The organism is Candidatus Nitrospira neomarina, from assembly GCF_032051675.1.
GTDB lineage: Bacteria > Nitrospirota > Nitrospiria > Nitrospirales > UBA8639 > Nitrospira_E > Nitrospira_E neomarina.
The window spans coordinates 2,806,247-2,831,240 of record NZ_CP116968.1 but is presented as its reverse complement, the minus strand read 5'-3'; the positions used below and the strand labels follow the sequence as shown (position 1 = coordinate 2,831,240).

At 53.9% G+C, this 24,994-nt stretch carries 12 protein-coding genes; 6 read left to right on the top strand and 6 right to left on the bottom strand.

Annotated elements, in window-relative coordinates; translation table 11 throughout:
• Window positions 1-114: 114 nt before the first annotated feature.
• The 6 genes from PQG83_RS12130 to PQG83_RS12110 all read left to right on the top strand — a co-directional run bounded on the left by PQG83_RS12130 (window position 115) and on the right by PQG83_RS12110 (window position 9,300).
• Window positions 115-537, top strand: coding sequence for a T6SS phospholipase effector Tle1-like catalytic domain-containing protein (locus PQG83_RS12130; RefSeq protein ID WP_312741357.1), 423 nt, complete (start codon window positions 115-117; stop codon window positions 535-537).
• Window positions 534-1,160, top strand: coding sequence for a phospholipase effector Tle1 domain-containing protein (locus tag PQG83_RS12125; RefSeq protein ID WP_312741355.1), 627 nt, complete (start codon window positions 534-536; stop codon window positions 1,158-1,160). The genes PQG83_RS12130 and PQG83_RS12125 overlap by 4 nt, the downstream gene beginning before the upstream one ends.
• A gap of 37 nt (window positions 1,161-1,197) precedes the next feature.
• Window positions 1,198-2,391: a hypothetical protein gene (locus tag PQG83_RS12120; RefSeq protein WP_312741353.1), complete on the top strand. Its 1,194-nt coding sequence runs from the start codon at window positions 1,198-1,200 to the stop codon at window positions 2,389-2,391.
• A complete protein-coding gene (locus PQG83_RS12115; protein ID WP_312741350.1) occupies window positions 2,391-7,466 on the top strand; it encodes a hypothetical protein in 5,076 nt (1,691 codons plus the stop codon). Before PQG83_RS12120 ends, PQG83_RS12115 begins: the two co-directional genes overlap by 1 nt.
• A 207-nt stretch (window positions 7,467-7,673) precedes the next feature.
• Entirely contained in the window at window positions 7,674-8,618 is a 945-nt protein-coding gene (locus tag PQG83_RS21010; RefSeq protein ID WP_376753524.1) for a TIR domain-containing protein, read from the top strand.
• Window positions 8,587-9,300 (top strand): PD-(D/E)XK nuclease domain-containing protein, encoded by a 714-nt coding sequence (locus tag PQG83_RS12110; RefSeq protein ID WP_312741347.1) that lies wholly within the window; start codon window positions 8,587-8,589, stop codon window positions 9,298-9,300. Before PQG83_RS21010 ends, PQG83_RS12110 begins: the two co-directional genes overlap by 32 nt.
• A gap of 645 nt (window positions 9,301-9,945) precedes the next feature.
• Here PQG83_RS12110 and PQG83_RS12105 read toward each other — a convergent pair.
• The 6 genes from PQG83_RS12105 to PQG83_RS12080 all read right to left on the bottom strand — a co-directional run bounded on the left by PQG83_RS12105 (window position 9,946) and on the right by PQG83_RS12080 (window position 24,930).
• Entirely contained in the window at window positions 9,946-10,662 is a 717-nt protein-coding gene (locus PQG83_RS12105) for a TIGR02391 family protein (protein WP_312741344.1), read from the bottom strand.
• Window positions 10,663-10,865: 203 nt separating this feature from the next.
• On the bottom strand, window positions 10,866-11,765 hold the full coding sequence (locus PQG83_RS12100) for a M48 family metalloprotease (RefSeq protein ID WP_312741342.1): 900 nt from the start codon (window positions 11,763-11,765) through the stop codon (window positions 10,866-10,868).
• Entirely contained in the window at window positions 11,762-12,289 is a 528-nt protein-coding gene (locus PQG83_RS12095; RefSeq protein WP_312741339.1) for an SH3 domain-containing protein, read from the bottom strand. Before PQG83_RS12095 ends, PQG83_RS12100 begins: the two co-directional genes overlap by 4 nt.
• A 220-nt stretch (window positions 12,290-12,509) precedes the next feature.
• Complete coding sequence (locus PQG83_RS12090; protein WP_312741336.1) at window positions 12,510-20,414, bottom strand: CHAT domain-containing protein; 7,905 nt, start codon at window positions 20,412-20,414, stop codon at window positions 12,510-12,512.
• On the bottom strand, window positions 20,387-21,007 hold the full coding sequence (locus tag PQG83_RS12085; RefSeq protein ID WP_312741334.1) for a DUF1318 domain-containing protein: 621 nt from the start codon (window positions 21,005-21,007) through the stop codon (window positions 20,387-20,389). The genes PQG83_RS12090 and PQG83_RS12085 overlap by 28 nt, the downstream gene beginning before the upstream one ends.
• Before the next feature lie 347 nt (window positions 21,008-21,354).
• Window positions 21,355-24,930, bottom strand: a complete 3,576-nt coding sequence (locus PQG83_RS12080) for an AsmA family protein (RefSeq protein ID WP_312741332.1) — start codon at window positions 24,928-24,930, stop codon at window positions 21,355-21,357.
• Window positions 24,931-24,994: the final 64 nt, after the last annotated feature.

The following is a 24,994-nucleotide window of genomic DNA, read 5'->3' as shown; positions in this document are numbered from 1 at the left end:
TAGAGTACGGACTCTGCGGTTCGCACCTTATCTGGATTGCTTAAACTCAGGCGAGGGCCGGTGTGCTGAGGTGTATGTAGGGAATTGTGGCAGCGCGAAAAATGATGATGGAACGTGGAACGACCTGAGAGGAAAGACGAAAAATCCGGTCGACCGCAGCCGACTAACGTGCTCAAGGTGGCACGCGCAGTGCGGCCGCGATCGGGCGCGGGGGTCGAGCAGGTGGTCTACTACCATGAGGGGGTGGGGACCGAACGCGGGCTCGATAAATGGACCGGCGGAGCCTTTGGCCGTGGTATGGCGCACAACGTCCGTGCCCTGTACCGCTTTCTCGTCTATAACTACGAATCGGAGGATGAGGTGTATTTCTTCGGTTTTAGCCGCGGCGCATTCACGGTGCGGACGCTTGCGGGCTTCATGCATAAGGTGGGGCTGCTGCAAAAGGATGACGAGTATTACACCGCCGAGATCTACGACCTCTATCACTCAACACACCAACGGATGACCCGCAGTGGAAACATGCGTTTCGTAATATGAAGGAGGCAAGAGCATATCCACCGATTCACTTCATCGGTGTCTGGGACACGGTGGGTGCGCTTGGTGTACCGGGTGCGCTGGGACAACTGTTCAATCGCAACAAGTACAAATACCATGACGTCGGTCTGCATCCGACTATCCTGCATGCTTATCAGGCACTGGCCATTGACGAACGCCGCAAACCGTTTGCACCTAGTGTCTGGCAGCGACCATCGGGCTGGACCGGGACGCTCGAGCAAGTCTGGTTTGCGGGCGTGCTTTCCAACGTCGGCGGCGGCTACCATCCAGACGGATTGGCGAACGAAGCTTTGCACTGGATGGTTGAAAAGGCTGAAGGGTTGGGACTCGAATTTGACAAGTCGTTCCTAGACCATTACCAACCGTGCTTCAACTTGGTGCTCCAGGATTCGATGAGTGCGATGTGCAAAGTGATGGGACCACGTGCCAGATTAATCGGCCAACAGGCTGGCGACGATGAGGCAGTGCATCAGTCAGCGATTGATCGTGTGAACCTTCCCGACTGCCACTATGATCCCAAGAATCTGCGCATCTACCTGTCGCGGACCGCGAGCGCCAAAGTGGTCAACACGACGCGCATTGCGCGCGGCACACCGTGTGCATAACTGAGGCGCCAGGCCGGGGGATCCGGAAGGAGCTTGCATGCCAATACCACCAAAAAGCTGCAGCGACATTGCGAAAGGAATCAGTGAAATTCGTAAAGAGTTTGGGGCGGAGCCTTTAGAACTCAGCATCAAACTCGGTGAGAATTACTTCGAGATGGAGAATCCGGCGTTCTCGTTGGCCTATGACTTCAAGATGCTCTTCCAAGACGGCGCAGATAAGTATGCGGATGAGCTTATCAAAGGGCTGAATCCTCTGTTACAGAAGTTTAACGTTGATGACCGCCTGAATCTCAACGAATATTACAAGGAGACGACGGCCAAAAAAAAGGCGATTTGCCTTATTCCAGGGTTGGCAACTCTGGACTTCGCGCTGCGGGACAACCGAGATTTTAAAGATGCCCTGACGGGGGGCAGATTCAGTCACAATTACCCTGGTTTCGGGGGGGTCAGGCTTAAGAAGCCAACAGAAAAGGCGTTATATGTGAATTCAGCATGTCCCGAATTAAAGAGGGCACCCAATCAACTAGAGCATCTAGTTACTCATGAATTTTTGCACCTTCATGCTCACAATGGTGGTTTCAACGACTGGAAACCCTCGCAACAGAATATTAACGAAACTATAAAATGGTGCGTTGATGAGGGTTTCACTGAGTTTCTGGCTCGTTTGATAACTTACCGCAGAAACAAAAAGAATAATGATCTGAAAATCGAAATCATGGTCGACGACCAAAATCTACCAAAATATGAAATCTTCATTCGGGTTGTCGAACAGATGTTAAAAAAATACTTTCAGAAGCATGGTTTGGACTTTGACTCTGAAAAAAAATCTAAGGATTATCGAAGCGCCTGGGGCAAAGCCTATCTTTCGGGCGAATGGACAGATTTCAAACGTATAGTTGACGAATTCAATATACCGGTGCAAGAAAGAAAGGTTGCAGGTAAGGTTGTTAAAGAGTCGACCGTAGTTCAGCTTTTGGAGGCTGCTTCAAAGGTGGGCAGCAATATGGATAAAAAAGTCGCGTCCGGATCCAACATTGAACGTGATCTTGTGGATTGGGAGGTGTTGCCCAAGCCCAAGAAAGGGGTGAACGCATTCGAAGAATGGAAAAAAACAATCAGAAACAGCGTGGAAACTAGAACTTACTCAGACCCAATTCTAGATTATCTTAAAATTAAAGAGTCTTCAGAATTCATCGCGAGAGTTTTCAGCCTAGTAGGGTTGAAGAAGTAATGGACGCTGCAGCTCTAGAGCGTTACCTGAGAGGTGCTATACATGGAGGCAAGCTTGAGCTCGATCCAAATCAACTCGGGCTTGGTTCCTGGTGGGAATTTATTGGCGAGGCGGTCCAAGGGAACCAAATTGTGCTGGACAACTGCCGCATCTCAGACGAGCCAGAATTCACCCTAATCGGTACGACGACCGCCTTTGGAAACGGCACTACGCAGCTCCAACTTGGCTTCGCGGACTCTGAACCCGAGTTGAGAGTCACAACCGATTTGAGCCTTTCCAGAGAGCATGACCTCTCGTTGCCCGGTCTGAAGTGGCTGTCCATCAAGAACATCGACGTGCACACGGTCGTGAAAGGAAGCCAAGAGTCTGGGTGGGTTACCGGTAAAGCCCATGTTGGGGAAATGACGTTGCCGGTCAGACTCGAAATCCCGAAATGCGACGATTCCTGGATATTTTCGATCGCCTGTCAAAATGAGCCTATTAGTATGGACTTGGCGAATGCCGTTCTGGGGAGAGGGTTGGACTTCCTGCCCGCGGGGCTCAATTCGGCGATCGAGAACTTAGCACTGTTTGGCTTGGACGTAAACTTCAATCCCAAGAACAATGTGGTCACATGGGTACGTCTTTCAACGCGGCTAACGGTGGACAAAAACTGGCAGCTTACGCCGGGGTGGTTGAAGGTGCGGGACCTGTCTCTTCATGTTGGTATGCGCCCATCCAGGAACGGTGGTCACCCTGGCATCGGCGCGGTGATTGTCGCCCGAGCAAACCTTGGGACCAAGACAGAGGTAGAGGTGAGGGTGGTCCTTGGCGATGCTGGATGGAGCGTTCAGTTTGGCGCTTCACGAATATCACTTCCGAGTCTGTCCGATGTCGCGGATCTGATCGGCGGTCAAGACCTCCGTTCAATACTCCCCGATGCATTTGCAAACACAGGTGCCGAGTTGCGTGATCTGGTGATGGGCTATGACTTTGACGCGAGAAATCTCACGGAAGCGCGGTTCGACCTCGTGGTGGCCCCGGAGCACGGGATTCATCTGGTACCCCACTTTACGCTTCTGCAGCCGACGTTGTCCGTAACCGCCACACCTTCCGCAGCTGGCAAGATGAAGGTCGCCGTGCAAATTGAATCGCACTTCAGTATCGGAACCGTTGAAGGGTATGTTCGAGGCGCGGTTAAGGGCAAGGAACAGTGGACATTCAAAGGCACCCTCACGCACGTCGACCTCGAGCAACTCGTCGCCGACGTGGTCGAGACGTTTGGCATGCCGCACGTTGCACTCCCTGCCATGGTCCCTAAGCTGGTCTTCGACGAGGTCAGCGTCGCGGTCACGCCGGCGACGGGAGCCTTCGAATTCCGCGGGGAGATGCACGGCAAGTGGGATCTCCTGCAGGACGGTGCCGGCTTTCATCTGGACCGCGCCGCCTTTCGACTCGCGCGGGAGAAAAACGGCGACACCCCGAGTTATCTGTTCTCGATCGAGGTATCGGCGGACAATGGTGAGCGGGCTGAGCCGATCGTCGCCGGGGTGCTCGCCAAGCGCTTTCATGTCGAGTTCTCGCACGGTAAACACCATAAAGACAACAAAGACGGGTGGACAGCTGGAGGCGAGCTTGTCATCGATCTCTTCGAGGCAAAGGACATCCGCCTGGGCGCCATGTACACGCACGGTGAGATGTCGAGCGCCCTCGTGCTGAGCAAGCACCACGCCGAGAACGCCGACGAACGTAACAAGCTCCTGCTCCGGTCGCTGCGCGGCGAGGCAGATCTCGACGTGCTGGCCTTCACCGACAAGGCGACGCTCAAGGTCCGAGACGTCAACTTCATCCTTGCGCGCGAAGTCACGCCAGATGGGAACGAGGGTTTAACGACCTTCATGTTCGACGCCGGCGCCCGCTTGACCGTACTAGACAAGCTGGACCTTGAGGGCCGCCTCCAATGCGGTAAGCTCGGAGCGCTCCCCGAGCACCTGCTTCGGGCCCAAGCCGACAAGAAAGAAATGGAAGAGAAGGGGCTCGAGTTCGTGCTTCGTGCCCAGAAGCCGCTCGAGATCCGGGCTCCGAGCATACTCGTCGGTACTGATGCCGCGCCACCCACGCTTTCGATCCATGAGGCATCCATCAAGTTCGCGCAGCAAGGCAATGGCCCCTGGACCTTGGCGGGCGGGACGCAAGTGAGCTTCGAATCGTTCCCTGAGCGTGTTCAGCAGGTTTTGCCGAGTGGGACCATTGAAGGCACAATCAGCGTCGACGCGGCGTCGGTGAAGTTCTCCGTTAGCAAAGTCATCGAAGACGTTCCGATCGACCTGCCGGCGCTCCCACTGAGCGGGGCGCAACTCCACGACCTGAAGGTGAACGCCTACAAACCCACGGTGACGGTCAACTTTGGCGGCGATATCACGTTCTCGCTAGAGCCGACGATTCAGCTGCCCGACAACATCAACCAGGTGCTATTCGGCAAAACCAAGGACGGCCTCGAGAAGCACACGATCTTCGCGACCGATGCCGCCATCGCCGCCGAGCTGGCCTTCGGGCTCATTGGCGGTTCTCCGGGGGCATCCTTTGCCCTGACCAAGTTGCCTTTTGCGAAGCTTGAAATCAAGGAGGATAGTGAGCTCGGGCGCTACCTGCCGTGCCAGCTCGGGCCGGCGGGCACGATCAATATCGATGTTCCGGTCTTCAAGGCCGGCGCAAACGGCGCCTTCGAGGTCGGGGGCGGCTTCAAGCAGGACGATGACGACCCGATCGGCCTTCCGCTCACGCCGTTCAAAGAGCTGCTCGGAAACCACCTCGGTGGCATCGGGAAGCATCTTCCCGACAAGATCTTGCTGCTGCACGATCGGCCACCGCTGTTCAGCAAAGGCAAGCTCTTCACCGACAAGCTGATCGAAACCATTGAGAAGATCGGCAAGCACGCCGACCAAAACTTCAAGCTCAACCCCGTACTGAGGAAGTCGATCGAGGCCTTAGGCAAGGCGGCCTCGGGTCTTCCTGCCCGGTTCATCGAGTATCTCGAGGCCGGCTTGCCTCACGAGTTCCACTTTCATGCCACGGCGAGCGCCAGTGGCTCGCTCACGGTCAAACTTTCGACGGGGGCCGATCGGGAACGCCACGGCGAGAAAGACCCGAAGCCACTCCGGGTGCTATTCCCAAGCGTTCCGAATCTCATGGGTCTCACGATCTACAGCCTAAGCTTTGGCCCGGTCTTCGGCGGCGCGCTCTTCATGTTGAAGCTCGACGCCGACATTGACGTCTTCGATGTGGCGGCGATCGGCGGGGCGGTTGCGGCCGCTGAGAGCGATGCGATGCAGAAGCTGCTACCCAATGCGAAGGAAGCCCGTGAGACGATCGTGATCAACAACCTCGTCGGTTTCATCATCTACGAAGCCGTCGTCCCGATCCCCGTCCCGGTTTCCTTCAAGGAGCTCGGGATCCACAGCTTCAGGCCCTCCGGTCTGGCGATGGAGGCGAGCGTCACGTTCGACCCGCTCGCCAATGGCCTCGAGCAGGTCCTCACGACGCTCCGCGACCTCTATAACTTCGCCAAGTACAAGGACCGCCCCGAGGGCGAGCTACCGACGAAGGGTGCCCTCGAACTGGAGCCGAAGATCGGGAAGACGTACCTCCGGCTCCCCGCGCTGCTGGGCGGCAAGTCATTCGGCGCCGCGGGAGCACCGCTGCTGGAAGTCGATCTCTATGAGGCATTCGCAAACGTCCTCAACGGCATCAAGTTCTTCTCGCTCTCGGATTTCCTCCGGGGCATCCCGCTCGAGCACCGCTGCGGCAAGATCGACTTGGTATTCGGTCCTGTCGAGTTCATTAGCATGGCCTGGGCGGCGACGACGCGCGAAGAATTCGCTACGGGGTTGAAGTGGGGCAAACCCAGCACGGCGCCGGGCTCCGGTCTCGTAGGGCTGAGCCAGGAGGAGCGGAACGCGCTTATCGCGCTTGTGCCTCCCCCACTGCCGAACACTGACGGCCTCGTCCTCATGCTGCGCGGTAAGAGCGGTGTTAAGAAGCTGTTCGAGTTTGAGGGTGAGTTCGGGATGATGACCGCCAAGCGTAGCGGGTTCGCCACGGGCGTGAGACTGCGCACGACGTTCGTGAACCAGCTCACCTACGAGCTGCAGGGCATCGCGGCCGTCTTCTTCAATGACGACGATGCCGCCGAGACCGGCGGCGCGTTTCCTGCGAGCGGATTCACGGGCCAGGCCAAGCTAAGCGTCGGCGATCACGTGATCCTCGAGGCCGACGCCGAGCTAACGACAGAGAGGATATATTTTGCCGGCGAGGCGAATCTTTTCCCGGGTCTCGAAAAGGTTCTCGAACTGAAGGGCGACTTGAGCGCCTGGATCACGGCCGAGGGTTTCGGCGCCAAGGGCAGCGCGGTTGTAAAGCTGTTCGGCGCCCGTACCGAGGACGCATTCACCATCACCCACGAGACCTTCGAGCTCAAGACCAGCCTGACGCTGCCTTGCGATAGCGCCACCCTAGCACTGCAGATAACCGCCGGGACACTCAGTCCGTCCACCTTCGGAAAAATGACCATCACGGGTCACTTCGATGAGAGCTTTTCGCCGTTCGTGCTCGCCGAAGCCGCGATCCAGGCGGAGCAGGCCCTTCACAGGGCCGTGGACGCCAAACTCAGGTGGGCGCTCCATGGCCTGAGGCGCGACGCCACGAAATTGCCGTGGAACAAAGAACACTTCATCACGACATGGGAGGCCTACATCGCCGTCTACGGTGCACTGAAGATCAACTTGACCACGTACGAGACGATCGGGGCCGGGTTCCGATGGGCCATCAGCGGGGCCTTAGCGCTCCTGCCGTCGCCGGTCTCTCAGGGCATCAAGTACTTGCAGGGTGGTGCCAAGACACTCTTCGACCAGAACCTCACAATCGACGTGAGCGGCAACATGGACGCCTGCCAAGGCCGGGGAATTGCGACGTTGCACGTGCGCGGGAAGTACGCTGGCCAGCCATTCGGGCCGGTTTCGTTCAACGCCAGACTCGACGCCAAAGGCCTTGCAAGAACAGTCGCCAAGAAGATCGTCGAACGGGTCTTGGTGGTGTGAAGTCGGCCACAAAACTGGCTGCCAGCCTTCGTTCGCTCGAAAGCACCCAGGCTCGTCCTAGGAATGTCTCGATTGCCGGAACTTTTGACTAACGAATTAGGAAGAACATCCTCCAACCGCATAACAACGGCATGCAGCGGATGGCGCTGCTTGCCACCGCTGATGTTGGAGTGTTAGGCGATTCAACGACCATATGGAAGCGGTGGGATGCTGTTCATCTCCTATTCCAGAGTTGATGTCACAGAGACAAAGATTCTCTCTGGCGACCTCGCAAGTAAGGGAGTCGAGTGCTGGCTGGACGAATCCAACATCCCCATGGGTCAAGCCTTTGTGGCGAAGCTGGGAGAAGCGCTGCAACGATCCGATGCCTTCCTGATGGTGGATACGCCTCTCAGTCGTCGGTCCCACTGGGTGTCAAGAGAAGTCAAGACGGCGATCCGCTTTCGCAGAGAGGGCCGCTCTCACACGCTCGCTCGCGTCTACTCTCCGCCATGCGAAGGTCAAGTGGGATCACCGTGGGACAACTCATTTCCGCTAGACACTGTTGCGTGCGAGAGCCTTGCTGAACTCCTTGCAGTACGATCGACGCCAAGAAGAGTCATTGCCGCAAACGCGGATGTCTCGAGCGTCTCGATCGAAGGCAACGGACTCGGACAACCGAGTAATTGGTCGGGTCGGCAAGACGAGCTTCGCCACCTAGACGAGTGGTGGTCAGAGCCTGCCCGAGGCGCATGGATTCAGGGACTCGGGGGAAATGGGAAGAGTGGCCTGGTACAGACTTGGATCACCGCCCTTGGCTACCTCGGGTATGACGAACCGGTGAAAGCAGCTGTGCTTTATGTGCCTGGTCGAGAAGTCGTCAAGCTCGAAGACGCCGTTGGCAGACTGAAGAGCTGGCAACTACACGCCGCCCATGAGGGCAAATTGGTTTTCTTGGACGGCTATGATGAAGCCTCCCCAGCTGCCGACTTGGAAGTCCTGCTGCAGGAGGCGTTGCGGCTCGGATGTCGCGCAATTATCACGTCACGACGCCAAGTACCAGTCCCGCTCGTCGACAGGTTTAGGAGCATCAACTTGAGCTCTATGTCGCGTGACGATGCCCCATCCATGCTAAGCGACTTTGGCAGCGTACGAACTGTTTTTCCGCGCTGAAGGAGTCGAGTGGGCGCGTGATGTCGCAGAAATCGACGAAGATATCGCCCAAGATATCGCCCAAGATGCGGACACCTATTCATTGCAGTCGGTGGATGGCGTTGTCCAACCGCCGCCTTATCACTGCTTCGCGGCATTCCTCGGCCCGCACTCGGAGTCCCTATCGTGCGGAGGATCACCAGAACGTCAGACGGTTCTGGAACTATTGGGGCGAGAATCGGCTCTGTTTACTATCGCGAGGGCAGCAGCCCTGACTCCCGCGATTAGGTCCTTCGGCAAACGCGAGAAGGGGTTCGATCCCTGGATCGTCTCGAGAGAAGACGATGTGCGTGATTTGCTCTACGTCATGCTGAGGGCGAGCTTGCTTGACCTGAACCAGGAGGAACCTACGCCATCTTTGGTCCAGACTCACAAGATTGTCGATCTGGCTAGCAAGGCATCCCGTCTCTTCATCGAACTCAAATGGATTGGCAAGACAGGGCAATGGAAGAAGATACTTGAGCAGATCCACACGGATATCCAGTGTTACCCTGAGCATCCATCATGCGAGACGCTCGTGTTTGTGGTTTTGGACACCGTGAGGGATCTTCCAGATCCTCGTCAGTTCGAACGCAAAACCTCTGGTGTCCAAGTTGTGCGCGGGAAGAGAATTGACGTGCGGCTCTATGTGGTAGAGCTGTGAAGTTATTTAACAGGCCGATGCAGACGGACGGAGCTTCGTGCAGCTGCTGATCGGCAAAGGGTTGAGCAACGCCGCTCAAGCAATGCGACGTCCTAGCGCCTGACGGTCTGATCTCTTCTCGTATTATCTGGATAGACGATCAGAGTGATGAATAATTTAACCTTCCTACCAGACACTTCTTCCTGACGGCAAGTTAACCCGCTTTCACATATTGTTGAAAGCGGGTATGGGGTCAGATCTGTTGTTGATGAATTGCCACCCGTTGCATCTGGTTTTTAAAGGCTTTGTCTGCAGACTGCTTTTGCATACCAGCGCACGAAACCCTCAGCAACAGACTTGACTCCCTGTTTTTTTTGGACTTGATGTGGTTTATGCAGCGTTAAGCCACGCTGCTTTTGGATGTTGGCTTGAGGGAATAGGTAGGGCACAATTTCTGGTAAAGGAACTCAGGCGCGAAATCGGCCCCGTTTGTCCAGACGATGGTTTCAAGTTCCTTGTTAAGCGAGAATTTTGCTTTCGTTCCGGCTGACACACCAGATGGTGGGTCAAATGGGGCAGTGGAGTGTTTCTTACCTCACATTGGCTAAAATTTGTGTACCCTAAATTCCTTTTGCAGGTACTGCGCTTTGTTCGATGGACCTTTGGTTATTGATCGGTGTCGATTTTGGTTGCTTCTTCTATTTTTCTGCATAGAATGCTCGATAAGACAAGGTACTGTGCAGACGAAACCTGGTCTGTTTCGATTGTCAGAGAATGGGCTTTCGGATTGCGAATTCCGAGATAGTAACCCTGTAAAATTTGAATGAAACCCTTTTGCTCATTTCGCCCCGATTCAGTATCAAGTGAAGTAAAGACTAACCGCGGACGTTGTAATGAAAAAGTCTCTGTTACCAATTCTGCGCCATCGGCATCGAGTCCTGTCCGTTCTCGCAACATGTCGAAGACAACAACTATGGAATTTAGAACTGCATCCCGGAAGCGACCCCCACGAAAGTGAGCGTATGCGGCGGTTGTAACGCGAGGATGTAGGAGATCCAGAACTGCATAAGCAAGGTCACTGGACGGCTGAACTAGAAAATAGTCATCAATTGTATTCTCCAGGTTTGGAATGTGTGTCTCAAGAATGTCATAGTAAGCGCTTTGCTTTCCTTGTCCTAAGAGAGTGTTGATGCGTTTAATATCTTCTGCGGAAAGATCTTTGGGCCATAAACGCTCAAGATCAGACAAACAGCGTGATATTAATGAAATGAGGACTCCGACGGCGTAGCTGCCTTCGTCATATCTCTCTGCTTCAAGCAATTCCCGAGAAAGTCTTGCGGTTGCCCGAACAGCCCGGTTCAGTGTGATGTATCGATCAATCATTAATTTCAAAAGCCAACTTTCAAGTATACAGAGTGGTTAATTTTGAAAACCCAGACAGAAAAATGGCTCTAATTGACGAAATAATTTATAGGCTTCTCAGGGTTTTACGCAACTCAGTGTTGACATGACATAAAAAATAGCATTGTGTCATGCTAGATGCGAAGGGCACAGGCCTAATTCCATCCCGTCCTTACCTTTAGAGGCTATCCCGCCTTCACATATTGGTGAAACCGCTCCGCGAGAAACGGCAGATTTTTGATGTCGGAATACTCTTTTAAGAGTGTATCGATTTTGGAGATACGGAGGGTGGTGGAAGGATGCGTGGTGAAAAACTTGGACTCCACATGCCCTTCTTCTTTGGCCAATGTCTGCAGATAATCTTCCAGTCCTTGCGGGTTATAGCCTGCCCGATAGGCATACTCTACGCCTACCACATCGGCTTCAAATTCTTTGTCCTTGTCCAGACCTTTGGTGAACAAGAGGTCGGTCATTTCGTCGATGACGTTGGAGAACAGCGCCGGATCCTGTTTCATGGCGGTGAGTGACAGTTCCGAGACACTGCCCATCAGGGCTCCCCGGCGAATGGCGTCCAGCATGTGTTTCTGGGTGACATGCGCAATCTCATGGGCCAACACGCCCGCTAATTCGGCTTCATTTTTCAAGGTCTTCAAGAGCCCGACGGTGATGAAGATATAGCCACCGGGAGCGGCAAAGGCATTCTGTTCCTGACTGTTCAGAATGGCGAAATGGTAGTTCAGGGTTGGCCGGTCCGAGACTTCCGCCACCGTCTTTCCCACCAGATTGATATAGCGTGTCCAGGCTGGATTGGAATATTCCCCGCCGAAACGGCTAAAGGCTTCCACCGCGACCGCTTCCCCCAACGTGATTTCCTCTTCTTCTCCGATAGGCTCCATCGCTTGAACGACACCGACGCCTTTTTTCAGAAGGTCGATTTTCTGTTGTTTCATGCCAAGGGCCGCTCCGATACCTCCAATGAGATCCGTTTGTTGTGACGATTGCCCGGATTGTGATCCACCGCATCCCATGCTGGACAAGAGGAGACTCAGAATGCTGACACCCGCCAAAATTTTTCCGGTATTCATTGGACACCTCCCGAAAATTCTCCTAAGTTTCCCGCTTTTTTAAACTGCATCAATTCATCCGGGGCAATGGAAAAGGCCTCCATGCGATCCACTGCATCACGGTCTTCCTTTTTGATATTTTTGGCTTTGGCATATTGTTCGGTGGATTCCTTGAGGCCTCGAATGCTACCTCCTGCCCGTGACTCTCGCGCGGCAATGGTTTTCCGTCCCGTGAGTCCGGAGAGGCCAAGCCCGCCACCACCGGTGGAAGGCTTCTCTTCTGCCAGCCGGAATTTAAACACCCAGCCGGTTTTTCCTGTGGCGGTTTTGACTTTGGCCAGTCGCCCTTCCTCGGCTAGCACGGTGACGGCATCTCCCAGCGCCAGGGTGGCGATGACCGCGGAGGTCGGAGATTTCTCTGCATTAACTTTGACGTCATCCTGCTTGGCATAAAGTGTGGCCGCCCAATTGGATGAGGGTAATATCCAGGCAGCCAACGTGAGGAAGACAATTCCGACGATCACTCGAGCGATACGGTCTGGCATGAGGCCCCCTTTCAGCTTGAGACTAGGACGTGATTATTCAAAATTCTCACGAGTTTTAATCATTGCGATATCATTAATATATCAAGGGACCTAATGAAGGGGTGTTCAAAAAGGCCGTCCAGCAAGGCCGCAGCCTCTTTGGCACGCGGAACGTACGTGGGAGTACGTGAGCATGACAAAGGGGCGAGAACGCCGCTGGCGGGCTTTTTCAACACACCCATTATTGATAGTCTCCGATTAAACTAAACCCCGCCCAATAGGACGGGTGAGGGAAGTCTTTTTTGACGATGAGTTGCGCTTGCCGCAAACTTTTGGCTTTATTCGCCGTCACATAATTTCGGTAAAAATGTTTCATGAGCACCGAGGTGGAGAGATCATCCACCCGCCACAGGGCGGACACCAGGGCATGCGTGCCGGCATAGACAAATGCGCGGTTCAGGCCGATGAGCTCTCCGGCCTCCAATTTGCCCAGACCCGTTTGGCAGGCGCTTAACGTCACCAGATCCGCGTTCAATTCCAAACCGAAAATCTCCTTGACGGTCAGTCGGCGGTTTTCGGGGTTTTCTGAAGCCAGCCAGAGTGAAGACAACAGCGGATTGCCCTCATCGAATTCCCCATGGGCCGCTAAATGGATGATGCCATATCGGGAGATATTCTTCACCACCCATTCTTTCGTGGCTTTCGTTCCGGTCAGAATATCCATATTGGGATAATTCCATTTGATGCTTTTGGCCTCTAATTCGGCCAGCGGAAGATCGTAATTGAAATTTCCCAAATCCGGATTTCCGATCGCAAGGACTTTGTCATTTTTCACGGCCTGCCGTTTGGCAAAGGTGAATTGAAAAACACTGGCCGAGGGTGCGTAAAAGAGCGGGATCTCATCCACCAGATATGCCGGACCGTGTTTGAGTGCGGCAAAGGAGAGAAAGTGTAACGGTCCATCGGGAATAATTCCCAAATACTCCAGGTTTGTGATGTTGGCTTCAACCGGTTGAATCAGAGATCCATAGAGTTTCTGTAATTCATCATCAACGGGTTCCAGATGCTGAACGAGTTGCCGATAGCGGGTTACCAGGCGCGTGAGATCTTCTTCCTTCGCCGACACCGTTTTAAAGATGGTCCGTTCTTTGGTAATGAGCCACAGGTAGAGCTGGTCTGTTGTCATAAAGTAGGTGAGCAGTCCCACTCGAGGTTCCAGGAGCTGTTGCACGCCCTCCAGATTGAGCGGATCCACGGATACAAAACTACTGAGGGCCGGATTCTGCTGTTTGACCTCCAGGATGGCTTCTTCATAGAGAGCCTTCGTATTGCGATACCGATCCTGAAGGTCGGCAGGAGGCTCCTCATACGATCCTAATTCCGATTTGAGTGAATCCACCGTGGAAGCCAGCCTGTTGATTTTGGTCCAGGTTTCCCGGTCGCCCTGGTTTTTGAATTCGAGTTTTTGATTGCCCAACAGGTCGATAAAACTTCGGGATCGGGAGCGTTCTAAAAAATTAAAGGCGTCATCGGTCCGGTTCATGGTGATGAGCAGGGTAATGATGTCCCGGTACAGATCCAGTTTGTTCGTCTGGAAACTATTGCGGAGTTCATCAATTTTCAGAGCGGCCCGCATGCCTTCCACCACCTCGACGCCTTTGGTAAACCAGTCCAGGGCGTCCGGCAGCTTTCCTTCCTTTCGCAACAGGGTCGCCTTGCCCGCTGCGGCCCGCCATTCCACTTCCTTGATGCCGTATCGCCGGGAGATCTCATGCGCCCGCTCGTAATAGCCCAGGGCCTGTTCGGGTCGCAGCAGCGCTTTATTGACATTGCCCAGTTCCAGCAGGGCCTTAACCCAATTGATGACATTGTTGATCTCGGCGCTGATCTGTTCGGCCTTGATGAAATGCTCTTCGGCTTTTTCCAACTGTCCCAGAGCCAGTAGGGAGATGCCGATGTTCCGATGGTCATAGCCCAATCCCCATTGGCTTTTTAGGGACTCGTCAAGCGTTTTCGCCTGTTGAAAATAGTCCAGTGCGGTGGCATGGTCGCCCCGTTGCCGGTAGATCAAGCCAAGATTGTTCAGCGAAGAGGCTAACTCGGTTTGAATATTGGAAGACCGGCTGAGCGTGACCGCATCATGTAAATGGACGAGTCCTTTGTCGGTGTCATTCAGTGTCCAGTAAATCAGCCCGCGGGTATTTTTCACCATAATGCGTAATTGCGGGTCATTGGCCTGTTTGGCTTTTTTGTCGGCCTGGGTTAAAAGTTGAAAGGCCGCTTGATAGTTCCCTTGGAACCAGGCCACATTGGCGAGGTAGAGATCGCCCGTCGAGAGGAGCTTGGGGTTCTCCAGTTCTTTCGCAATGGCAAGGGCCTGGTGGTAGCGTTCCGCGGCCTGGTCGAACAGGCCGACTTTTTCATAGGTCAATCCCACTTCGTACAGCGCCTCGGCTTCTCCCTGGGGATCGCTTTGTTCCTGATAGAGCTTGAGCGCGGCCAGAAAGTTTTCACGGGCTTTCTCATACCGGCCCAATCGAAGGTAATAAATACGCCCGATTCGACGGTATTGAAACGCCGTGTGCCCCATTTCCCCGATTTCCTGATACAGGGAAAACGACTGGTTGAATTGGTCCAGGGCTTCCGTATAGGCCCCCATATTTTCACGGACAATTCCCAATGTCGCCATGCCTTCCGCGAGTCGATCAAGCTGTTCGCCTTGTTCCCAGATCTGGTTGGCCTGTTCGAGATGTTGCACGGCGAGGTCAAAATGTTCGAGACGGGAATGCAGGATGCCCAGGCGATATTCCGCCTCAGCCCGTTCGTTGGCCGGAGTCTCCGGCGTGAGCGCATCCAGAAGTTTCTGTTGAAAGAATAGGCCCTTTTCATAATCGCTGACTTCAAAGGCGGTTTCGACGGCCAGGGTGGTGAGTTCTTTGAAATCCTGTCGTTTTTTTGCATGCTCGATAAGGGCGAGTGCATGCTCGATATGCCGTAAAGAAGCGGGAAAGTCTTTGGTCTCAAATGCGTGAATGGCTTCCGCCACTTCCTGGTCATAGATGGAGGCGGCATATTCCTGGCGTTCGTCCGGACCCATGCCGGCAAATCCGTAGTGGCGGAAGGGGTATTTTCCCGTGTCCGATCCCCACAGATCCTTTGACGCGGCCATGACGGCTTCATCGGGAGGAAGCGTATTGAGATGCGTAAGATATTGATTCAGAAACCTGGTGGCGGTTGGGGAATCGAGCGGTGTCCGGCTCACGATGACATGAGGAAATCCCGCCCGCAGGAGCGAGGAGATCAGCACCCATGGAGAAGGCGATGAGGACGGAACACCGCCGAAGAGCAGGATCGAATGGTGTTGACTGCCGGCAAAATCAAGCACGGAGACAAATTCCCGGACATTTTGAGCTTCCTGCACTTCAAAGGCGAACGTCTCAGGATTTTTTAGAAACGCGGCAATATTGGTATGGCTGGCCAGCGGATGATCGTGCGTCTCGACCCCGCTAAATTGCTGGAGCACAAATGGAATTTCCCCCGCACTGGGAGGCGTGGAAGGGAGAAACGTGCTTGAGGTGGTGATGTGAGAAAAAAAGAGGCTGCGCTGATGATAGCCATTCAGGAAATCATAGAAGTTGCTGACCCACGTGAGCGGTTTCCGATCGAGCGTCAGGGAAGGAAGGGTGGATTCCAGTTCCTGCGGCATCGCCACATAGGCGGAGGCGGATTGTTTGAGCCGCTTGTGAAATTCTTGATCCCCCGTGATTCCTTTTTCGGTGACCACCAGCGGGCTGTAATGGAGCGTGTCCCCATCATGCACAAAGCCATGATAGCCTTGCATGCCTTTGAGAATTTTCAGGTAGGGGTGTTGCGCGTCCACTCCCAAAAATATGAGGTCTCTGGTCGGCGGATACGCCCAGAAGGAGGCGGTGGCCCAGGGATATTCTTCAAACAGGGCATAGAGCGTGTCTTGAAGGGCAGGAGCCAGTTCTTCAATGGCCGCGACGTTCCCGTGATTTCTGGCCTGCCGGAGTTCTCCGAGTAGCGAGTGTAATTCCGGTTCATAGTCTCCCAACCCTTTGAGGAAGATTTTTTCTCCCAGTGCTTCATAGACGGCGCTGGTTACTTGTCGAAGGCTCAGTTGCTCCGCCACGGTAAAGGCGTCGTCGGGCCGGCCTGCTTTAATCAATTGATCAACCGAGAGCTGAATCAGACGTTCATATGCGGGCCAGGTATTGGTCTGACCCGTGGGAGGGTCGGTTTGCGCGGGGAAACGAAGGACGGCCTCAACAGATTGGGTGAGAAGCTCCTCGTGCCTAAGGGGATCCGCGGTTGCTTCGGCTTGAGATAGATACCACAACCAGCTATTGGGCGATTGCCGGTCTTCCACCAGTTTAAGTAAGTCGTCCTGAATGTTCTGATAGACCTGAGGTTGATCCGATGTGCGTGCCAGTTCGGCCTGATTCAACTTCACCAGGAATTGAGCGGGAAGTCGTTCTGAATCTGAAAAGAGAGCCGGCTTGTTCAGGAGCGAGTCGGCCTTTTGGTAATACGACCACGGAAGCGTCCTGGTTGTGAACTGCTCATGCATGCGTTGGACGGCAGCGGCCGGCTTGAGGCGCTGGTCCGGCGATGGGTCGGGAAGAAGGGACAGGAGCATGGCGGTGTTGGTGAGGGTGAAAAACAGATTGCGGTCTTCATAGTTTCGTTGTTGAAGATCCTGAATGCCCGAGGTGATGGCCTCCACAAGGCTGTGGTCCGGGGTGTGGCCCTGTAGGATGCTTTCGACGGCCAATGTCGACAAGTTATAAATATTGACGCTGGTCCCGAACGGGATATTCAACGTCCGGGTGTAATTCAAGGATTGACGAAAGGACTCCATCGCCTGCTCAGGTTCATCTAATTGGTGGGAAAGCACTCCCAGCCGATTCAGGACAATGGCTTTTTCTGTCAGAGTTGCCGCATCCTGCGCAGCCGATGCTCCCTGATTGAGGAGCGCGAGTTTTTTGCGATAAAAATCTCGAGCGGGATCAGGTTCATCTAATTGCTCATAGGTGCTGGCGATATAACTGAACATGAGCTTTTGTTCGCCCATTCGATCGAACCCGCTGGCCGCCTGAGACCCCCCTTCATTGAGGGCCACATTCACATTGAACAAGCCCGGTCCCTTGGAAAGAGTTTTACCGCCGCCGGTGGTGAGGTGTTCCAGGCTGGTAAAGTAACTGCCCAACGCTTGTTTGAGTTCCTCGCGTCCACCCGTTTCGCTGGCGCGGCTCAGGTTAAACAGGTTGACCCCGATATTTCGCTGGAGCAATGTGACATTGTGTTCCTGCCCTAACTCACGGTTGAGGACTAAGGCCCGGGAGAACGCCTCAATGGCTTTGGCATATTGGCCGATGTCCTGATGGGACAATCCTATGCGTTCCAGGATTTCGGCTTGTAGGCTTGACTGCTCGGGAGGGACGTTCCGTAAGGCCAACTGGTATTGCGCCAACGATTCCTCGGTGCGTCCGGCTTTAAAACAGGCTTCCCCATAGTTTTTGCGATAGAGCATTTCGGTGATAGATTCGCCTGACGGAGTGAATTGTTCCTCGCGCTGCCGGTAGTGTCGATAGGCTTCGCGGGCATTCGAGAGCGCCAGATAGGTGTTTCCTAAATTCAACAGCAGTTGGGATTCTACGTCGGGAAAGCGACCGGCATCGTTGAGCTCCAACGCGATTCGATACTCCTGCTCGGCCTTCTCAAGGTAACCTTGCTTGCCGGACCGTTCGGTTTGTTCGTAGGCCCATCCCAGGGTTTGGTGGACATAGCCCAGGGCGGGATCCTTTTTCATGGCTCGTTGGAGGAGGCGGATCACAACCGGGAGGTCGGGCGGTTCGGCATAGGACAATGCCAGGGCCTGTCCATACTGATAGACCGCGTGATCGGGATGTGTCTTAACTAAGGTGGTATACCAGGCTTGGACCTCCATCGTCTCTTTGAGCATGACTTTGGTTTCAATATACGCCCGATGGGCTTCCACGGATTCGGGATATTGCTCGATGAGCTGTTTCAGCGATTTGGCGGCGATGCGGGTCTCCCCGATCTTCCGGTCCTTCAGGGCTTTTTTCACCAATTGTAAAATGAGAAGATTTTTGGTTCCCTCGAGCTCAGTCTGATTTTCCCCGGTAAATTGACTCAAGGCCGCATAGGTATCCGCCGCTTCCTGGTACCGTTCCGATTCTGAAAGGATTTCGGCCTTTTTTCGATAGGCCTGGATGACGAGTTCGTGGGGAAGGTCGGGAACCGGGATGACGAAATCCAGAGTTTCCAGAGCGGACAGTTGTTCTCCCTGTTCGTGATAGAGATCGGCAATGGTTAAACGGGCGGTAGCGATCAGGACGGGAAGGTCAGGATATTGGGGGATGATCCTGTTTAAGGCGGTCAGGCGCTCACGTTCCGTTTCACCCTGTTGGGAGAGTGTTACGACCTTTTGGATAGCACGTTTGCCCCAGGAGGAACGCTCGCCAAATAATTGAATGACATCCACGAACACGCGGATCACATTGGGAGCGTCTCCCAGAATCCGATAGGCTTCCCCTCTGGTGAAAAGACCCTTGGCTCGAATCTCTTTGTTGTGCAGATCTTCGACTTTGACGAGGTATTCCAAGGCGGTCAGGGGATCGTCCGCAAAGAGGTAAAGCCGTCCGGCTTCAATGAGGGCTTGACCGTACACCTCATCCATGTCCCGGTGCTCCTGCCCGATGGTGAGTAAATCGGACACGCCGGTGGTGACCAACCGGCGTCTTGCCGCAGAGCTGATGCCCTGTGCCTGCTCCTGGACCCGCAAGACGATGGTAAAGATCCGGGCCAACGCGCCGGTCCGTCCCGGTTGGCGGGTGTAGGGCTCCAACGATTCGCGGGCCGCAGGAAAATTTCCTTCCTGTGTCTGTGCTTCGGCAAGGGAAAAGTCAAATTCTGCTCGTGCGTCAGGAGGTTGTTGTGCCAACAGATTGTGAGAAATGTTTCCCAGAACCAGGAGCGCGAGATCCAGTTGCCCGTGATCCTGATAGGAGGCGGCCAGCGATTTGGCGTGATCGAGGTCGACGTAATCCCTGAGAAACGCGGGGATGTCCATCCGGAAAATATCGCCGGCTTTTAGGTCGGAGTAATAGAGAAAATCCCCGGACACGGCAGGGTAAATATGAAATTGGTGCGCGGGAGTGATCCGATAGATTGTTTGGAATTCAGCCTGCTGTGGGCCCCAGAGTCTCATCCAAATGGACGATTCATCATCGGTATCAACCAGCCCGTCATCGTTGGTGTCCCGGTCATAGCGGGTAAACACCAGGTGACGAGTCGTGGTGAGGTCAGAGGGGTTGTGGTCCAAGGCAGGCCAGAGATCCAGAGCATGGCTGTCCTGGTCGAAGGAGGTGGAGCTGTTGTCCTGAAGATTCAATAAGGTCAAATGGGCACCAGTGGAATACAGGAGCTGTCCCTGACCATTCACAGAAAAGCTGGTGGCCTGGGCCACGACCAATTCTTCCGACTGGTTTGAGAAAGTTTTCCGGTAGATGGCGGAGGTGTTGTGAAGCGGATCACTTTTGAGATAGAAAAATCCTTGTTCTTCTTGATCCCACTGAGGAGACCCATCCCCGCTGGTTAAATCCGTCAGTCGTTGTTCCTCACGGGTGATCAGATCCAGGAGGTACACATCGCCACGGGGATCGGACTTATGCGACACATACAAAAGTCGGGTCCCATCCCGGTTCAAGGCCGGTTCCTGATCGCTGGCCGGGTGAGTGGTCATTTGTCGGGGAAGTGTGAGGGCGGCACTCTTGAGAGTTTGGACCCAGATATCCGAATTTCCCGAACGAGTAGAAACGAATGCAAGCGTTTGTCCATCCATGGAGACAGACGGTTGATAATCCAGGGCCGGGTGAGTGGTCAGGCGTTCAGGTGTCGTAGCGAGAGCGGGGAGGGAGGAGCACAGGAATCCGATCAGGCCGGTGAAGGCGATTAAGCCGGATAGGGCTCGGTGAAAATGAAAGAATCGGCTCTCTCTTCTTCCTGATGTGCTCTTTCGAGCCTCGTGCGGAGGGAGAGAAAGAAGATGACCTCGCCACATGGAGTCTTGAGCTAGGGTGTGGCGTCTTTTTGAGTCCATGTCCCATTGTCCAATTGGATTCGTTCTCCCTTGAGTGCTTTATCCCGATTGAGTGCGGCAAACATTTTGTGGACCCGTGGTAATTCTGAAGGTGTCAGAGTCTCGTTGGTTTCAACAATCCGGCCCATGATCGCGAGGCGATCTTCATTCTCCTCCTTAATCAAATTCTCAACAAATGCTCGATCGTCAGGTTGGACTTTTTCCGGCTCCAGGAGGGTGACACCGCCTTCATTGTTTTCTCCGATGATTCCTAATGATTTATAGCGATTGAGATCATCTTTGTTGAAAGACACTCGTTGGAGGGCACGCACGACGTCCTTTTTCCCCGGGGGAAGTTCCTGGGTCTGTTTCAATTTTCCCTTCGGATCGATATAGCGAACGGACGCCACCAGCATGACTTGCTGATTGAGTTCTTGATACGTGCCAAGCACCTGGTTTTCCAAGGCCGTGCGTTCATCAACCACGGTCACCCCGACTAAAGGACCGCCGCACGCTGTCAGGAGGGCCGGAAGGAGGGTCATCATGACCAAGGACATAGGATGGGAAAAGAACGTGTGCATATTGGTGTAAGACGATAATCGGAGGTAGGACATAACTAATCGGCTCCTCAAGAGGGTAGGGTCTTCCTTATCTTATCAAATTCCGGAAAGCTGCTGAAGAAAAATCTCCAAATGGTCATCTAGAACCGGATTCATGTCATCCTGGGTAAAGCGAAGGATCTGTGTCCAGCTCAACTGAGCCATGGCTTGGCGAGATGCTTCGCGCTGCTCAGCATGACAATAAACAATGAACGAGGCAGAAGGTAACTCGGTCGTTCATCCCGCCCTCCGTTTTGTCATCCTGAGTCGGACGAAGGATCTGTGTCCAGCTCAACTGAGCCATGGCTTAGTCAGAGGCTTCGCCTTCAGCTCAGAATGACACTAGATAAGAGGATAATCACTTATTGAAGCACGATCTCTCCTTCAGGGGTGAACGAATAGGTCTCGGCTCCGATTAATTCCAATACCTTGTCCAGGTCTTCCCAGTTGGGGATGGCGGCGGTGAGTTTTTCAATGTTTTTCATTTTGGCGATCGGGATGCGCTCCAATCTAAAGGTGGGGATCAGACTGCCTTGAAAGTGGATCGTCAGATTTAATTGCCCTCTGGCCACTTCCACCATCACCCGGGAGGGATTCGCGAATTTTAGTTGGGAGCGAACATTGGAAATCGTCGGTTTGCTCCCTTCCGGGTCCAGGAACACGAGGAGACGATCCAGCGCTTCGTTTCCGATGTGCGTAATGTGCAGATTGCATTCTAACCGGCTCAAATCCACGGCTCCCGTGGTTTCCTGCAATAGGGTTGTGAGTCCAATGGTGGCGGCGATGTTGCTATCCCCTCTGATTTTGGATTCTGTTTGAATGAGTCGGTTGGCATCGAGATTCGCTATTTCAAACTCCGCCGATAGACGCAAGGGATGTTCGGCGGCGATGATGACATTTCCCCCAATCCCTCCACCCAACACATTCATGGCGAGATTTTGCATTTTCAAGGACTGTTGCTCAAACGCCAAATTTGTCGAGAGGTTTTCGACCGTGAATGGCCCGAGCTGAAGGCGATCAATGGTGAGGGTCTGTCCTTTTCGGGAAAACGATTTTAGCTGGGCAATACGGTCGGACGGTTGAAATGGCTTTTTCGGCGGAGACGGGAGTCCATCCGGGTTCCAGGCCAGTGATTTTCTGAGCTGTATTCCACCGTTCATGTCACGGAGTTCCGTGCCATCCCGAGTCAGTGAAAGTGTTTCAGACCCGATCTCCACAGAGGCATCCAGACTCCCTTGTTCTTTTTTGAGCATGGACAGGGTGACCAGAGCCTTGCCGTTTCCCTGAATCCCCAATGGTTCGAGAGCTTCTTGAAAGGGTTCCACATCCAGAGCCAGGCGGGTGTGCAGTTGGGCAAAGAGTTTTGCCAATTGGGTGCCATGGGGCGCGTTGGAGGACAATAGCTCACGCAAGCCCACCACCGTGCTCTTTATGGAAAGGTCGACTCCCCTTGATGTCACATGGATCGGATCAATCTGGACCTCATTGAGATCAGGAGACGATAGGTTCACGTGCAAAGAAGTGTTGGCTAGTTCCCTGATCGGTAGGGTTTCCGGCAGGTGAATACGATTGAGCGTGACATCAGTGGTGAGCTGGGTTTGAGGTGCCGCTTGTGGGGAATAGGCCATGGTCATGGTGCCGTTGCCTCCCTGAACCCGATATCCCGAGACGGCTCCCTCAAGGTCCCGCATCGTGAGTTTTCCGTTGACTCCCAACGGAAGGGTCAATTTCTTGAGATCATCTTCCGTGGGGACCCTACCCGCTGTCCGCAGAATCAGGCTGACCCGTCCTTTTGGATTGATTTCATCTACTCCCTTCATGAGCGGTCCCGATAGATGTGGGAGAAGGTTGCCGACATGGAGAAGGGGTAGCTGCAGATCTACGTCAAATTGTTGGTTCGCCTGCTGATACCGGGCTTTCATCCCCATCTCTAATATTTCTTCGCTGGTCAGTCGCAGGCTCTCCAGTAAATAATCCTGTTTGAGCACATCTTCCTTGGTTTTTAATGTCAGTCTGATTGAAGGAAGGGTGGCCGTCAGGGAGGGATCCTGGTAGGTCAGGTTGCTGAGCGTGACCTGGAGCTGGTCTTCGGAGCGAAGGTTCGTGGGTTGATAGGTCGGAGAGAGATGGCCTTGAAAGTGAGATTTCAGGATCACATGGCTGGTCCCGATTGTCATCGTCTCAGCCGCATGGAGGTCAGAGAAATGTGACGAAAATCCGACCGTTCCCTGAATCGCACCATTGGTTTCCTGATAGCCGGAAGAAAGCAGGAAGGTGAGTTGGTGCATGGTGCCTCCTGCGCCGAAGGGTTTCAATTGAGCTTGAAGAGAGGACAGCTTGAGCGCCGCCGTCGCTTTTGCCCATTCGGGACGGAAATCCGGATGAAGTGCTCCGGTGGCGTGCAGCACAAAGGTATCCGGTTCGGATCCTTTCTGGAGAACGAGTCCTTGAAGCCGGTCTTTTGGGATGAGGGAGAGTAGAGCGCTAATGTTTGGGGACAGACGAAGTTTCAGCGAAGCATCCATGCCTTCCTTCGGGGCAGGATGAGGTTGTACCGCGCCGTTTATCTGTAAGGTGCCATAGGGGCTAAGGTCTGCGTTCAGATGCTTTACCTCTATGTGACGGGTGTGATGATTGCCACTGGTATCGAGGGTCACGGCAAAAGGAAGAGTGAATGGTGTGCCAAGTAAATCGCCGGGTAATGCCGTGGTGCCGGAGACCTGCAGGATTCCGGAAAAGGGTCCGGAGGCCTGATAGTCGCTCTGGAGACTCAAACCGAAGTTTTGTATTCCATAGGCTTGAAACGTCACATCATGAGTAGAAAGTTTCGCCGAGACGTTTCCCGTCAACGGGAGGTTCTCCTTGATCTGCAGTCTTTTGGCAGCGAATGCCAGATTTGTCGGTCCCACGGTCAGGGCGTGGCCTGGTAGATGCAATTCGACATTTTTCCCGTCTAATCCCGCGTGAATGGTCCCCTCAAATCCGGAATCGGGAAGTGAGCCGGTGAGGGTGAATGAGGGAGACAGATTCCCCCCAACTGAAGCCGTGGCAAATTCCGGCGGTACAAAATCTTTAGCGAGGGCCATAAGTTTCCCGAGGTCAAGATCCGTATCGGCAAGGGAAAGATTCACGGCTTTTTGGGTTAAGAATTCGTTGATGGTTCCGGCAAGTGTGAGACGAAGGGCCGGATCCGATTCAATGGTGAGCTGTTTCAGATCGAGGTGTTGAGTCGGAAGATGAATCGCAGTGTCAAACTTCACGACCAGGGGCAGTTGAATGTGTTTCCCTTGGAGCGCCACCGCGACCTGCTTAACCTGCAGCGTACCGTTGAGATGTGCATCATCCGATGACACACCTCCCGAACTCTGGAGATTCAGATGGGTCAGGTTCACTGTGAGGTCGTGGGACACCACAAGCTGGATATTGCTCTCGATAATTTTAAGGGTTTCCAGATCAATCGAGACAGGAAGAGTCGGAAGGGCTGCCGGTTCGGGAGAGGGTGGGGGAGGAGGTTCTGGTTCGGCTTTTGTGAGTTCAGGCAGATTGAGTGATATGTCTGCCTGATCGATGGAGATTTCGTTGATGGTGAAGGTGCCCTTCAACAGTCCGAAAAGGCTGTAATCCAATGTCAGGTGTTCGAGTGAGAGTGGGATTTGGCCCGGCTTGGTCAATTCCAATTGACTGACTCGAAGGCCGGTCAGCAGATTAAACGAAAGGGATTGGATTCGGACCGTTCCTTGAAGAAGCTCGGAAAGACGAATTTCCAGCTCTTGCCGGACCATGTCTGAAGGAAACCAGTAGGTCAGTAACAGACCCGCACAGAGAAGAAGGGCCAGTATGCCCAGGCCTGTCCAGGCAAACCATTTCAAGATTTTTCTTGAACGTGGTGGCGTTGCCGACGGAGGTGTGTCTTGTTGGGGGGTATCGGAAGTCGTCATGGAGGTGGGGGAATCCTATTGCCGGAAAGCGACGAGACCTTTTTCATTATTGGAGGTAAGACAG

What these genes read in the sequence shown, in the direction of transcription:
- PQG83_RS12125 (WP_312741355.1), top strand. Translation starts at nt 534, where the DNA reads ATGAAGGAGGCAAGAGCATATCCACCGATTCACTTCATCGGTGTCTGG.
- PQG83_RS12120 (WP_312741353.1), top strand. Translation starts at nt 1,198, where the DNA reads ATGCCAATACCACCAAAAAGCTGCAGCGACATTGCGAAAGGAATCAGT.
- PQG83_RS12115 (WP_312741350.1), top strand. Translation starts at nt 2,391, where the DNA reads ATGGACGCTGCAGCTCTAGAGCGTTACCTGAGAGGTGCTATACATGGA.
- PQG83_RS21010 (WP_376753524.1), top strand. Translation starts at nt 7,674, where the DNA reads ATGCTGTTCATCTCCTATTCCAGAGTTGATGTCACAGAGACAAAGATT.
- PQG83_RS12105 (WP_312741344.1), bottom strand. Translation starts at nt 10,662, where the DNA reads ATGATTGATCGATACATCACACTGAACCGGGCTGTTCGGGCAACCGCA.
- PQG83_RS12100 (WP_312741342.1), bottom strand. Translation starts at nt 11,765, where the DNA reads ATGAATACCGGAAAAATTTTGGCGGGTGTCAGCATTCTGAGTCTCCTC.
- PQG83_RS12095 (WP_312741339.1), bottom strand. Translation starts at nt 12,289, where the DNA reads ATGCCAGACCGTATCGCTCGAGTGATCGTCGGAATTGTCTTCCTCACG.
- PQG83_RS12090 (WP_312741336.1), bottom strand. Translation starts at nt 20,414, where the DNA reads ATGGACTCAAAAAGACGCCACACCCTAGCTCAAGACTCCATGTGGCGA.
- PQG83_RS12085 (WP_312741334.1), bottom strand. Translation starts at nt 21,007, where the DNA reads ATGTCCTACCTCCGATTATCGTCTTACACCAATATGCACACGTTCTTT.
- PQG83_RS12080 (WP_312741332.1), bottom strand. Translation starts at nt 24,930, where the DNA reads ATGACGACTTCCGATACCCCCCAACAAGACACACCTCCGTCGGCAACG.